A 9,803-nucleotide genomic window follows, 5' to 3' on the forward strand; every position below is an offset into this window, starting at 1 on the left:
GTCCGCGAGCGCGTCCTCCAGCCCGTCCCCGGCCGCCAAGGCGGCGCAGACGCCCGCCCCCACCGCGAGCGCCACCCCCAGCGCGACCCCGTCCGCCGGCGCCGCCCCGGCCCCCTCGGCGTCACCGTCGGCCACGCCGTCGGCGTCACCGTCGCCCTCGGCCTCGCCGTCGTGCCCGGCCGTCCCGGCGAACGGCTCCGGGCTGTCCCAGGACCAGGCCGCCAAGCTGCTCCAGGAGATCCAGTCGAGCAAGGACCCGGGCGCGTGCCTCAAGGCCGGGGACCAGGCCACCGCGAAGGCCGCCGCGTCCGGTTCCCGCATCTACAGCGACACCGGGACGCTGCGGGCGAGCTCCCTGACGATGTCGGGCCTCAGCTACGACGGCGTCGCGTCGCTGCCCTCGGCCTCCGGGACGGTGCGGGCGCTGAAGTTCACCATGTCCAAGGCCGTCCTGAAGGACGTCGACCAGACCGCCGCGCACGGCGGCGTCACCGGCCGGATCAAGACCGGCTCGCTCACGCTCACCGGCGACGTCGTCATGTACACCACGAAGATGTCGTCGAAGCTGCTCGGCATCCCGCTGACGTTCACCCCGGAGCAGCCGCCGCCGCTCACCCTGCCGTACATGGTCATGACGGACGTGGTGTCCGAGCAGCCCTCGGTGACGGCGAACGGCGCGCGGATCAGCGGCCTCGGCATCACGACCTGACGCGGGCGGCCGCGCCGGCGCGGCCGGGGCCGGGGCGTCAGGGCAGGACCAGGCTGATGACGGCCATGGTGGCCGTGTGGCCGGGACTCGCGAAGCCGATCGCGTCGACGTGCAGCTTGCGGCGCAGGATGAAGGCGCCGAGCAGCACCGCCGCCACGACCAGGACCACCGCGACCACGATGATCATGATCGTCTTGCGGCGCTCCGCCTGCCGGACGCCGTGCACGGACGGCGGCGGAGGGGGCTGCTGCCAGTTCGCGAAGTGCGGCGGCTGCTCCCACGGCGGCGGCGTCCGCGGTACGCGCTGCGGAGAGTGCGAGGTCGGCGGGCGCTGCTGCGGCGGCGGCACCCACTCGGTCTCCAGGAGCGTCCGCTCTTCCTGCTCGGGGCCCGGGCCGGGGCCGGGACCAGGACCGGGGCCGGGGCCGCGCTGCGACGGATAGAGGTCGCGCCCGCTGCCCTGGCCGGGACCCGGATCGCGGCGCGTCACCGGGTCCAACTCGTCCGGGTCGAGGACGGTCTCCGACGCGGCGTCGGCGCCGTAGTAGCGCGACGGCCCGTCCATCACCGTGTCGTCGGCGCTCGTGACCGGCGGCGGAGGCGCCGTCGCGACCTGCGTGAGCAGGGGTTGCGCCTGCGACGCCGTCATCCGGTTCATCGGCTCGCGCGCCAGCAGGCCGTCCAGGACGCGGGCGAGCGGCCCCGCGTTGCGCGCCGGAGGGACCGGCTCGGACAGCGCGGCCTCCAGCGACGCCATCGCGTCCGAGCGCTCGTACGGGGAGCGGCCCTCGACCGCCGCGTACATCGTCGCGCCCAGCGCCCACAGGTCGGACGCCGGGACCGCGCGCTCACCCTGCGCGCGCTCGGGCGGGATGTACGCGGGCGACCCCATGACCAGGCCCGTCTGGGTGAGGGTCGTGTCGCCCTCGACCTGCGCGATGCCGAAGTCGGTGAGCACGACCCGCCCCGAGTCGGTGATCAGCACGTTGCTCGGCTTGACGTCGCGGTGCAGGATGCCCTTCTCGTGCGCGTGCCGCAGCGCGCCCAGCATCTGCAGCCCGATCTCGGCGACCCGGCGGTGCTCCAGCGGCCCGCGGTCCAGCAGGTCCTGCAGGGACGGGGCGAGGACCAGCTCCATCACGATCCACGGCCGGTCCGACTCCTCGACCACGTCGTGGACGGTCACCACGCCCGGATGGTTCAGCCGCGCCGACGCCCGCGCCTCGCGGAACGTCCGCTCGTAGAGGACGGCGCGCTCGGCGTCGTTCAGCCCGGGAGGGAGGACGACCTCCTTGACCGCGACCTCGCGGTCGAGCATGACGTCGAAGGCGCGCCACACGGTGCCCATCCCGCCGCGGCCGACCACCGAGTCCAGCCGGTAGCGGTTGCCGAGCAGACGTGCCTGTGCCATCTGTTTACGGTCCCCCCAGTGTTCATCCCACCCCTGAGGGAGAGAACGTGCTGAGCACATTCTTCACGAGATGTGCCTTCTCGCTCCACTGGGACGAGGGTAGCGCCACCACGACCGCGTATGCCTGGCCGTTCACGATCACGCCCCGGTCGACGGCGTGGGTGCCGCCGAGGCGCGACCAGGTGAACTCGATGTCGGCGGCCGGGACGCCCCCCACGCTGGACTGCTTGATCTCCCCGACCTGCTGGAAGTTCTTCAGGAAGCCGTCCGCGATCGCCTGGTCCTTCCAGGTCGCCCAGTGCTGGACCGGGTCGCCGGTCCACGCGGTCTTGTCGACCTGGATGTAAGCCTTGGTAGCGGGGTCGGACCACACGACGCCGCGGCTCGTCGTCGACCGCTGCCAGCCGGGCGGCACGCCGATCGAGTAGCCGGGGCCATTCACCTTGTTGAGGCCCGCGGGCCAGATGGGCGCGGACGACGTCGGCGGCTGCGACGCCGGCGACTGCGTGGCCGGATCGCTCGCCCCCCCGGCGACGGGCTGCCCCGTCGTCGGGGTGGGATCGGGGTGGTCCCCGCCGCTGTGCGGCCAGAAGATCAGCACGGCCGCCGCGACCGCGGCCGCCAGGACGACCGACCCCGCGAGGATCGGCAGCACCGGCGACCGGCGCTTCGGCTGGACGCCCACCGTGCCGGGCCCGCCGTGCATCGGCGTCCACTGCTGCCCGTCCGTCCCGGACGGGTAGTGCGCCGTCATGTCCGGCACCGGGACGTGCTGGTTCGGCACCGGAGGGGGAGGCGGCGCGGACTGCGTCGGCCCCGTCCCGAGACCGGCGCCCCCGGCGCCCCCGGAGGCGGCTCCGGCACCGTCGGCGACCGTGACGTGGCTCCAGGCGAGCTGCGCGGCGGCCTGGTCCAGGGCGTGCCCGGACGCGACCGCGGCGAGCGCCTCCTCGGCGCTCTCCGCGCTCATCCGCCGGACCGGGTCGCGCTCCAGCAGCCCGAGCAGCACCGGCGCCAGCGGCCCCGCGTTCTTCGGCGGCGGCACGTCCTGCGTCATCACCGCCGCCAGCACCGCCATCGCGTCGCTGCGGTGGTGCGGCGCCTTGCCCTCGCACGCGGCGTACAGCGTCGCGCCGAGCGCCCACAGGTCCGACGCCGGGATCGCCCGGTCGCCGTTGACCCGCTCCGGCGACATGTACGCCGGCGACCCCATGATCAGCCCGGTGCCGGTCAGCGTCGCGTCACCCGCCATCTGCGCGATGCCGAAGTCGGTGAGCACCGCCCGGTCGTCGTCGGCGACCAGCACGTTCGCGGGCTTGACGTCGCGGTGCAGGATGCCGATCGCGTGCGCGGCGCGCAGCGCCCCGACGATCTGCCGGCCGACCGCCGCGACCCGTCCGGGCGGCAGCGGGCCGTCCTCGTCCACGACGTCCTGGAGCGAGCGCGCCTGGACCAGCTCCATGACGATCCAGGGCCGGTCGTCCTCGTCCACGACGTCGTGTACGGTCACGACGCCCGGATGGTTCAGCCGCGCCGAGGCGCGCGCCTCGCGCAGCGTCCGCTGGTGCCGGGTGTGGCGCTCCTCGTCGCTCAGCCCGGACGGCAGCAGCACCTCCTTGACCGCGACCTCCCGGTCCAGGGTCTCGTCGAGGGCCCGCCAGACCGTGCCCATGCCGCCGCGTCCCACCACCGACAGCAGCCGGTAGCGCCCCGCGAGCAGGCGACCTTCCACCATCACCCCTCCGCCGGCTTGAAGTACTGGTACACCGGCTGCAACTCGGAGAACGTCCGGTCCCAGGCGTCCTGGGGAGCGCGCAGCAGGATCGCGTAGCCGTGCCCGTTCGTGACGAACCCCCGGTTCAGGACGTGGATCCGGCCGCCGTCGCCGTCGAAGGTGAACTCCCAGTCCGCCGACCGGTCGCCGTTGCCGGTGTCGGGGACGGGCGGGTGGTCGCCGGTCGGCGTGATCTTGATCTTCCGGTAGCCGGGGAAGCCGGTGCCGCTCCCCATCCGCCGCCAGTCCCCGATGGCGCTCTTGCCGGGGCTGTCGGTCTGGTCGATCTGCACGTAGGTCCGCCTGCCCGGGGCGTAGAAGAAGTCGCTGGTGCCCTTGTGCTCGGGGCCGGTCCAGCCGTCGGGGACCGCCACCGAGTAGCCCGAGCCGTCCTTGTGGGTGCGGAAGCCGGCCGGCGGCGCCGTGCTCGACGGGGTGGCGCTCGCCGAGGCCGACGCGCTCGCCGACGTCGCCGGCGCGGACGGGTGCCCGCCCGCCGGCGGCGCCCCGGCGCCCTTCTTCGGCTTGTCGTCGCCGGAACTCGCCCACGCGATCCCGGCGATCACCACGATCACCAGGAGCACGAGCCCCGCGACGATCAGCACGTTGCGGTTGGAGGCCAGCGCGGGCCGCCCCGAGGGGGCCGCAGGGCCGCCGGGCGGCGGGCTCTCGACGGGCCGGGTCTCGGGCCCGGCGGACCACGCCGTGGCGCCGTCCAGTTCGGTGCGGTTCGGGTCGGCCCGGGTCAGGTCGGGCCGGTTCGGGTCGGCCCTGTTCGGAGGGGCGCGGTTCGGGTCGGGACGGTTCGGGTCGGCGCGCGCGGTGGCGCCCGACGGGACGTCGAACCGGGTCAGCTGGTCGGGACGCGCCTCCGGGGACTCCGCGTGCGGCGCGGCCACGCCCTGGCCGCCCGCCCACGGCGCCGCCCGCGTCGCGCCCGCGGGCGGCTCGGGCTCCGGCTCCTCGTACGGGTCGGGCATCGTGCTGCCGGGGGCGCCGCCCGGCGCCTCCTCGACCGGGTACTCGACGGCCATCGTCCGCTGGGTGTCGATGGTCTCCTGGCGGACGATGTCGTCCAGCAGCGCGCCGGCCTCGATGGCCTCCATCCGCTGGTCGGGGTTCTTGCGCAGCAGGCCCTCGATCACGGGGGTCAGCCGGCCGCCCTTCTCCGGCGGGTCCGGCTCGTCGGAGATCACCGCGACCAGCGCGGCCATCGGCTCGGAGCGCTCGAACGGCGACTTGCCGTGCAGCATCGCGTACAGGGTGACGCCCAGCGACCACAGGTCGGAGGCGGGGCCCGCGGTGCGGCCGCGGGCCCGTTCGGGAGCGATGTAGGCGGGCGAGCCCATGACCAGGCCCGTCTGGGTGAGGGTGGCGTCGCCGGACGCGGTGGCGATGCCGAAGTCGGTGAGCACGGCGCGCTCGCCCATCCGGCCGGTGCCGGTGATCAGCACGTTGCTCGGCTTGACGTCGCGGTGCAGCACCCCGGCCTGGTGCGCGGCGTGCAGCGCGGCCAGCATCTGGCGGCCGATCTCCGCGGCGCGGTGCGGCTCCAGCGGCCCCTCCTGCTTGATCACCTGGTCCAGGGAGCGGGCCTTGATCAGCTCCATGATGATCCAGGGCCGGCCGTCCTCCTCCACGACGTCGTACACGGTGACGACGCCGGGATGGCCGAGCCGTGCCGCGGTGCGCGCCTCACGGAACGTACGCTTATGGTGGACAGCGCGTTCCTCATCGGTGAGACCATGCGGCAGGATGACCTCCTTCACCGCGACGTCTCTGCCGAGGACCTCATCGTGTGCCTGCCAGACCGTCCCCATGCCGCCTCGGCCGACCTGGGTCACCAGGCGGTAGCGGCGGGCGAGCAACCGCTCACCGGTGGTCTCATTTGGCATATCCGCGACCATATCGACTTTTGCTGACAACCTTGGATCGAGCTTGCAAGCGACATCCCCCCACCCGTACGACGTCCGGCGCCGCGCCGAGGTTCGCCACCGGGCGGGCGGGCCCGGACGGGAGCGTGGTGCGTGTGACACCCGGTATGAATAAGCCCGGTACGACCAACAGGGCCACGCACGGCGACGGGGGGACCATGGCGGAGAAGGGCCTACTGGGCGAATGGCGCCGCCTGCTGCAGGCCGCGCCGACCATCTTCTTCTGGTACACCCGTCTCTCCGGGATCCTCTCGCTCCTTGCCTGGGTCTCCTATGGTCTCATCCTCGAGATAGCCGATATCTGGGCCCTGCGGTGGATCGGCTACCTCGGCTGGTTCCCCAGCGTGCCGATCGGCCTGCTGTGGATCCTGCTCTCGATGGGCATCCGGCGGCGCAAGAAGGCCGCCTGGCGGATCCTCGTGCTGATCTTCTGCCTGCCCGCCGCGGTCGGCGTGAGCACGGTGCTGACGACCCTGTTCGACCCGTCCGAGCCCACCTCCATCGGCCAGCTCGTCACCGCCGGCGTGTACCTGGCGGTCCTCGGCCTGCTGGTCTCCGCCCGCGGCCAGTTCACCACGCTGCCCGACCGGGCGAACCGGCGGCTCGCCGCCACCGTCTTCACCAGCCTGCTGGTCGTGACCTGCGGTATCGGCACGTTCCTGGTCACCCTCACCGACACCAACCCCAAGGGCGGCTTCTGGACGCACCCGTTCTACGCGGTCCTGCAGACCGTCCTCGGGCCGCGCGTCACCGGCAAGCCGATCGACGTGTCCGTCCCGTTCTGGGTCGACGCGATCCTGTGGGTGCTCGGCACCGGCCTGATGATCGCCACGTTCTGGGCGCTGTTCAAGCCGGGCCGCCGCGACCCCGTCCTCAGCCCGCCCGAGGAGCTCTCGGCGCGCCGCCTGCTCGCCGAGTACGGCGAGCAGGACTCCCTCGGCTACTTCGCGCTGCGCCGCGACAAGGACGTCATGGTCGCGCCGAACGGCAAGGCCGCCATCGCCTATCGGGTCGAAGGTTCTGTCTCCCTCGCCAGCGGCGACCCGCTCGGCGACCCCGAGTCGTGGGACCAGGCGATCGAGGCGTGGCTGGAGGAGTGCCGCGAGCACGCCTGGATCCCCGGCGCCGTCAGCGTCGGCGAGCGCGGCGCGCACGTCTACAAGCGGCACGGGTTCGACGCCCTGGAGCTCGGCGACGAGGCGATCGTCGACCTCACCGAGTTCAACCTGGACGGCCGGGAGATGCGGCAGGTCCGGCAGGCCGTCCGGCGGGTCGAGCGGGCCGGGTACACGATCCGGATCCGCCGCCACGCGCAGATCCCCGCCTGGGAGATGGCCAAGCTGATCCGCAGCGCCGACGCCTGGCGCGGCGAGGAGACCGAGCGCGGCTTCTCCATGGCGCTCGGCCGGCTCGGCGACCCGACCGACGGGCGCTGCGTGATGGTCGAGGCGTTCGACGCCAACGGGGAGCTGCGCGGCCTGCTCAGCTTCGTCCCGTGGGGCCGCAGCGGGCTGTCCCTCGACCTGATGCGCCGCGACCGGGCCGCCGAGAACGGCCTGAACGAGTACATGGTCGCCAAGCTCGCCGAGAAGGCCGCCGCGGTCGGCGCCCAGCAGCTGTCGCTGAACTTCGCGATGCTGCGCTCGGCGTTCGAGCGCGGCTCCCAGATCGGCGCCGGGCCCGTCTCCCGGCTCTACTACCGGTTCCTGTCGTTCGCGTCGAAGTTCTGGCAGCTGGAGTCGCTGTACCTGTCGAACGCCAAGTACCTGCCGCACTGGCGGCCCCGCTACATCTGCTACACGCAGGGCCGGCACATCATCCGGCTCGGGCTCGCCTACGCCCGCGCCGAAGGCTTCCTGCCGAACCTGAACCGCCCCAAACTGGACCGTGCCGCCGCCATGGTCCCCTCCCCCGACCTGGTCGAGGAGATCAAGCGGATCGAGGAGGCCGCGGACGCCGCCCGCGCCCCGCACCGGCGGCTGTCGGAGCAGGAGCGGGTCCGGCACGCCAAGCTCGACCAGATCCGCGCCGCCGGGATGGAGCCCTACCCGCTCGGGTTCGACCGCACCGACTTCGCCGCCGGGATCCGCGAGCGGTTCGCCGGCCTCGCCCCCGACACGCGGACCGGCGAGCAGGTCGCGGTCGCCGGGCGCGTCGTGCTGGCCCGCGAGCACGGCCGGCTGATCTTCGTGACGCTGCGGGACGAGACCGCCGACCTGCAGGTCATGCTGACGCGGGACGCGCTCGGCGAGGAGTCGCTCAGGCACTGGAAGGCGCTGGTCGACCTCGGCGACCAGGTCGGCGTGCGCGGCGAGGTCGCCACGTCCCGGCGCGGCGAGCTGTCGGTGGTCGCGTCCTGCTGGCAGCTGACCGCCAAGTGCCTGCGGCCGCTGCCGAACAAGCGGACCGGCCTGTCCGACCCGGAGGCCCGCGTCCGGCAGCGCTACGTCGACTTCATCGTCAACGACGAGGCGCGCCGGATGCTGCGGATGCGCGGCGACGCCATCGCCGCCGTCCGCGACCGGCTGCGCGCCGGCGGGTTCCTCGAGGTCGAGACGCCGATGCTGCAGCCCGTCCACGGCGGCGCGACCGCCCGGCCGTTCACCACCCGCATCAACGCCTACAACATGCAGCTCTACCTGCGGATCGCCCCCGAGCTGTACCTCAAGCGGCTGCTCGTCGGCGGCGTCGGCCGGGTCTTCGAGCTGAACCGCAACTTCCGCAACGAGGGCGTGTCGCAGAAGCACAACCCCGAGTTCACGATGCTGGAGGCGTACGAGCCGTACGGCGACTACGACACGATGGCGGAGCTGACCCGCTCCCTCGTCGTGGACGCGGCGAACGCTGCGCTCGGCACCACCGTCGTCGTCCGCGACGGCGTCGAGTACGACCTGGCCGAGCCGTGGCACGAGATCACCGTGTACGAGTCGCTGTCCAAGGCGCTCGGCGAGGAGGTCACCCCCGACACGCCGGTGTCCGCGGTGCGGGCGCACGCCGAGCGGGTCGGGCTGAACTTCGACCCGGCCTGGGGGCAGGGGAAGATCGTCCAGGAGCTGTTCGAGGAGCTGGTCGAGGAGCAGCTGACCGCGCCGACCTTCGTCCGCGACTACCCGGCCGAGACCTCGCCGCTGACCCGGCCGCACCGCGTCGACCCGCGGCTCGCGGAGAAGTGGGACCTGATCGTCTTCGGCATGGAGCTCGGCACCGCCTACTCCGAGCTGATCGACCCGATCCTGCAGCGGCAGCGGCTCACCGAGCAGTCCCTGCAGGCCGCCGGCGGCGACCCCGAGGCGATGGAGCTGGACGAGGACTTCCTGCGCGCCCTGGAGTACGCGATGCCCCCGGCGGGCGGCATGGGCATGGGCATCGACCGGCTGCTGATCACCCTCACCGGCCGCAGCATCCGCGAGACGATCCCGTTCCCGCTGGTCCGGCCCGGCTACTGAGCCTCTGGAGGACGCGAGCTTTAGAGGGCGCGGGGGGCGGGCCGGAGGCCCTGGCCGGCGAGCCAGCGGCGGGCCCGGCCCCTGCGCTCCTCCTCCGGCGCGCCCGCCGGCGCCCCGGGCGGGATCGGAAGGTGGCGGCCGCCGCCGCCCGGCTCGGCACCGCAGGGCTCGTCGCGGTAGGGCTCGTCGCGGTACGGCTCGTCGGGCGCGAGGACGTCGCCGCGGTCCAGGTCGAGCAGCCAGAGGCCCTCCGCCGGGTCGGCCTCCAGCGCCTCCGCGACCGCGCCGAGGTCGACGGGGAGCGCCTCCAGGCCGGACGGCCTCCCGTCGAGCGCGGCGGCGAGCTCGGCCGCCAGTTCGGCGTCGCCGGGCAGGCCGCGGGCGTCCAGCTCCGCCCGGCACTCGCGGGCCGCCGCGTCCGCGCCGTCGAGAGTCCTCGGGAAGGTCGAGCACGTCCACCGCGAACTCGTAGACCTCCCGGTTGCACTTGGCCAGGTGGTGCGGCGCCCCCGCGCGGCACATCCAACGG

5 protein-coding genes and 1 pseudogene are annotated in these 9,803 nt (G+C 73.7%); 2 read left to right on the forward strand and 4 right to left on the reverse strand.

All coding sequences use genetic code 11. From position 1 onward, the window contains the following. Window positions 1–709, forward strand: a pseudogene (locus ABZ914_RS39125) (hypothetical protein); the annotation flags it as partial. Window positions 710–746: 37 nt separating this feature from the next. Here ABZ914_RS39125 and ABZ914_RS39130 read toward each other — a convergent pair. Genes ABZ914_RS39130 through ABZ914_RS39140 form a run of 3 tightly spaced genes read right to left on the reverse strand, consistent with a single transcriptional unit; the run spans window position 747 to window position 5,789 of the window. Next, a complete protein-coding gene (locus tag ABZ914_RS39130) occupies window positions 747–2,120 on the reverse strand; it encodes a serine/threonine-protein kinase (RefSeq protein WP_500199551.1) in 1,374 nt (457 codons plus the stop codon). 22 nt (window positions 2,121–2,142) lie between these two features. Next, complete coding sequence (locus ABZ914_RS39135; RefSeq protein ID WP_500199553.1) at window positions 2,143–3,855, reverse strand: serine/threonine-protein kinase; 1,713 nt, start codon at window positions 3,853–3,855, stop codon at window positions 2,143–2,145. Next, window positions 3,855–5,789, reverse strand: coding sequence for a serine/threonine-protein kinase (locus ABZ914_RS39140; RefSeq protein ID WP_500199555.1), 1,935 nt, complete (start codon window positions 5,787–5,789; stop codon window positions 3,855–3,857). The genes ABZ914_RS39135 and ABZ914_RS39140 overlap by 1 nt, the downstream gene beginning before the upstream one ends. A gap of 197 nt (window positions 5,790–5,986) precedes the next feature. Between ABZ914_RS39140 and lysX the strand changes: the two genes are divergently transcribed. Continuing rightward, window positions 5,987–9,274 (forward strand): bifunctional lysylphosphatidylglycerol synthetase/lysine--tRNA ligase LysX, encoded by a 3,288-nt coding sequence (lysX, locus tag ABZ914_RS39145; protein ID WP_500199557.1) that lies wholly within the window; start codon window positions 5,987–5,989, stop codon window positions 9,272–9,274. Between the two features lie 20 nt (window positions 9,275–9,294). Here lysX and ABZ914_RS39150 read toward each other — a convergent pair. After that, the coding region (locus ABZ914_RS39150; RefSeq protein ID WP_500199559.1) for a hypothetical protein at window positions 9,295–9,803 on the reverse strand (509 nt) is incomplete at its 5' end.

Source organism: Spirillospora sp. NPDC046719 (genome assembly GCF_040645715.1).
Lineage (GTDB): Bacteria > Actinomycetota > Actinomycetes > Streptosporangiales > Streptosporangiaceae > Spirillospora.

Bases quoted from the DNA above. Each gene is read 5' to 3' on its own strand.
- ABZ914_RS39130 (WP_500199551.1), bottom strand. From the start codon at position 2,120: ATGGCACAGGCACGTCTGCTCGGCAACCGCTACCGGCTGGACTCGGTG.
- ABZ914_RS39135 (WP_500199553.1), bottom strand. From the start codon at position 3,855: ATGGTGGAAGGTCGCCTGCTCGCGGGGCGCTACCGGCTGCTGTCGGTG.
- ABZ914_RS39140 (WP_500199555.1), bottom strand. From the start codon at position 5,789: ATGCCAAATGAGACCACCGGTGAGCGGTTGCTCGCCCGCCGCTACCGC.
- lysX (WP_500199557.1), top strand. From the start codon at position 5,987: ATGGCGGAGAAGGGCCTACTGGGCGAATGGCGCCGCCTGCTGCAGGCC.